Here is a 3,042-nt window from a genome sequence, read left to right on the forward strand (position 1 = left end):
CTTATATTTTATTTAAGGAAGTGATGAAAACCATAAAGTTGAAGAGAATCTCTCTTAAAGTTGTTAGGCTTTTGTTCCTTGAAAACTGAATAGACCAAGGTAGGACTTTATCTACTTGTGGAGGATTATGACTTACGCCATGACCTTTCTGCTGAGAACAATTTCGGTTTAATGAATACTGAGTGAGTCAAGGAAACAAGGAAGCGAGCGATAAATAAGAATACATAAAAAACAGATTTGGCAACCTGTTCAATGAAGCAAGTAGTGATAATGATACTTCAATAGTTTAAGCCGGCTCGTCTGGAATAAGAGGCGGAGGTGAGATTCCTATGTTGCTGCCAAGCACCTATCAATGTCGTAAAACTTTAGATAAAATTATATGAGGAGGATTTAGAATGAATAATGAACTATTAAGATATAGCCTCCAATTATCTATGCTGTCTATGTTACTTTCTAAGCACTTGCTCAGTGATATTGAATATAAAAAGATAAAACTAAAGCTGATGAAAAAGTATAATATCTCTACAGAATTATATTTATAATGTTTTGCAAGTGTGGTATAATAGAACTGCATAGAAAGATACAAAAAGGAGGCGGTGCAGTGAAAAAGGATGTTAAAGTTATTAAAGGTGATACCACACTGAAAAGAACTGCATCAGGGTGTGTTCAACGCTCAATAAAGAGAGTGGCAGCTTATTGCAGAGTTAGTACGGATACTGAAGATCAGATTAATAGCTATAATTCTCAGGTAGAACATTACACAGAATTTATACAGAAAAATAAAGAGTGGACTCTTGCCGGAATATATGCTGACGAGGCGATAACAGGAACACAGGTTGATCGAAGAATTGACTTTCAAAGATTAATAAATGACTGTATGAACGGCGATATAGATATGATAATTACAAAGTCTATATCAAGATTTGCAAGAAACACATTAGACACCTTAAAGTATGTAAGAAAGTTGAAAGAGTTTAATGTTGCGGTGTTTTTTGAAGAGGAAAACATAAACACCTTAACAATGGACGGAGAGTTGCTTTTAACAATTTTAAGTTCAGTTGCGCAACAGGAAGTAGAGAACATTTCAGCCAATGTCAAAAAAGGTTTGAGAATGAAGATGGAAAGAGGAGAAATGGTAGGCTTTCAAGGGTGTTTAGGCTATGACTATGATCCGGAAACTAAAAGCATTTCTATCAATGAAAAAGAAGCTGAGATTGTAAGATATATTTTCAGAAGATATATTGAAGGTGTTGGCGGTATGGTAATCTCCAGAGAACTTGAAGAACAAGGATATTTATCGCCAAGAGGAAACAAAAGATGGACGGAAACAACAGTTTTAGGAATCATAAAAAATGAGAAATATAAAGGGGATCTTATGATGGGAAAGACCTATACGGTTGATCCTATTTCAAAGAGAAGATTGGATAATTTCGGAGAACAGGATAAGTTTTATATAGAGAACCATCACGAGCCAATCATTTCGGAAGAAGATTTTGAAAAAGCTCAAGGTATTAGATTAAGAAGGTCAAAAAACAGGAATACCGTTGCTAATAATGGCGGTAAGAGAGAAAAGTATTCAAGAAAATATGCTTTTAGCAGTATGCTTGAATGTGGATTTTGTGGTCATAATCTTTCAAGAAGAAATTGGCATTCGAGTTCAGAGTATACAAAAGTTATATGGCAGTGTGTCAATGCTACTAAAAACGGAAAGAAGTATTGTCCGCATAGTAAAGGGATTGAAGAAGAAGCCATAGAAAAAGCATTCATGGAAAGTTATCGTCAGGTATGCCACAATAATGTTGAAATTACTAATGAATTCCTTAAAACTGTGGAAGAAGAATTGAAAGACAACAGTTTAGCTAAAGACCTGAAGAAGATAACAAATCAACTTGATAAGATACTAAAGAAAGAAAAGGATCTTGTTGAGTTAAGGCTGAATGAGTCAATCAGCATGGATATATATCAGGATAAGTATAATGAAATAGCTATTAGTAAAGAGAAATTACTTGCAGAAAAAAGGACTTTAGAAGTAACACTCACTGATGAAAAAGCGTTGAAGAAAAGGCTCGAGGGGTTTAAAAAATTACTTGAGTCCAATAAATATCTTGAGGAATTTGATAGGGCAGTATTTGAAAGTATAGTAGATAAAATCATCATTGGGGGAACTAACGATGAAGGTGAAATTGATCCTGCAATGATTACTATCATATATAAGACTGGAAAAAAAGATTCTCAGGACGGAAGATTATTCAAGAGCAGAAGAAAAAATGCCAAGGAAGTTAATGAGGAAACTGACAACAAATTGTATCCTCATTCAAGCGACGAGGTTAATAATTTGTATTCCTATCCTATTGACAACACATGTGGAGACGGTAGCACTATTGTCCAAACTTGATGTCGATAAGCATATAGATGTTGAAATTAAGCTGGATGAGCTTGATTTGACAAGTGCAGAGAGTAAGGCTACTTATGCACAAATCAAAGAATATGTTTGGAATAAATTTGGATTAAAAGTACCTACACTATATATTGCTCAGATTAAAAAGAAATGCGGAATTAAACTGAGGGAGCATTATAACAAATCGAAAAAAGAGAAACAGGTTATTCCACAATGCACACCGGAAAAAGAGGAAGCTATCATGGATGCTTTAAGGCATTTTAAAATGATTTAAAAGGAATGGAGGGTATTTATGATATGGATAATAAAAATAATCTTGTTTCCAATTAGCTTGGCATTAAGTATCCTCACAGCATTTCTAACATTTCTACTTGGTATCGGAACAGCCATACTATATTTGCTGATGATGTTTTGCATATTTGGAGCAATTGCATCTTTTCTGCAAAAAGAAGTTACCATCGGAATAGAAGCATTGATTATTGGATTCTTAGTTAGTCCATACGGAATACCGATGGTTGGTGCAACTGTTATAGCTTTTTTACAAGGTATCAATGAAGCAATAAAATCAATCTAAAAAATTTCATAAAAATGGTTACCAAAGGCGATAGATGAAAAAACTATCGTCTTTTTCTTTGCAAATTTTT

At 33.9% G+C, this 3,042-nt stretch carries 2 protein-coding genes and 1 pseudogene; all 3 read left to right on the forward strand.

Going from position 1 to position 3,042, the window contains the following annotated elements; all coding sequences use genetic code 11:
* The first annotated feature begins 601 nt into the window (after positions 1–601).
* The 3 genes and pseudogenes from HMPREF2801_RS07100 (at position 602) to HMPREF2801_RS07110 (ending at position 2,972) form a co-directional block, all read left to right on the forward strand.
* Positions 602–2,395, forward strand: a complete 1,794-nt coding sequence (locus HMPREF2801_RS07100) for a recombinase family protein (protein ID WP_070611408.1) — start codon at positions 602–604, stop codon at positions 2,393–2,395.
* Positions 2,355–2,672 (forward strand): annotated as a pseudogene (locus HMPREF2801_RS07105) (23S rRNA (uracil(1939)-C(5))-methyltransferase RlmD); the annotation flags it as partial. The gene HMPREF2801_RS07100 and the pseudogene HMPREF2801_RS07105, both read left to right, overlap by 41 nt.
* Before the next feature lie 18 nt (positions 2,673–2,690).
* Positions 2,691–2,972, forward strand: coding sequence for a CD1845 family protein (locus HMPREF2801_RS07110; RefSeq protein WP_048327777.1), 282 nt, complete (start codon positions 2,691–2,693; stop codon positions 2,970–2,972).
* Positions 2,973–3,042 lie beyond the last annotated feature (70 nt).

Origin of the sequence: Peptoniphilus sp. HMSC062D09 (assembly GCF_001811425.1) — a bacterium.
Classification (GTDB): domain Bacteria; phylum Bacillota; class Clostridia; order Tissierellales; family Peptoniphilaceae; genus Peptoniphilus_A.